Raw genomic sequence first — 278 nt, 5'->3', positions numbered from 1 at the left:
GGGATGGAGAGATCGCCGATGAAGTGATGGCGACGCTGATGACAAATTCCCGCACTCCCGCACTGGCGGAACTTGATCTCAGGGCTCAGGTTGCCGCTGCAGGCGTCGTGCGCCGTCGGATGACAGAGCTGTTCGATAAATATGGCGCACAGATTGTTGTCGACGTCATGGCCGATAGCTTGCGGGATTCTGAAATCATGCTTCGCAATAGAATTCGGGCCCTGCCGGATGGTGTTTGGAAAACCGAAGAGCATGTTGATCATGATGGTCATTCTGAC

Annotated in this window: 1 protein-coding gene; it reads left to right on the top strand. The window is 54.3% G+C overall.

Features of this window, described 5'->3' with window-relative positions; all coding sequences use genetic code 11:
* Nucleotides 1–11: 11 nt before the first annotated feature.
* Nucleotides 12–278, top strand: a 267-nt coding sequence (locus ACOSDM_RS20305) for a hydantoinase B/oxoprolinase family protein (protein ID WP_420726352.1), incomplete at its 3' end; no start/stop codon positions are given.

The organism is Hwanghaeella sp. LZ110 (genome assembly GCF_048892525.1).
GTDB lineage: Bacteria > Pseudomonadota > Alphaproteobacteria > UBA8366 > Aestuariispiraceae > Pacificispira.
Note: the sequence above shows the minus strand (reverse complement) of the source record. Positions and strands in the feature narration are given on the sequence as shown.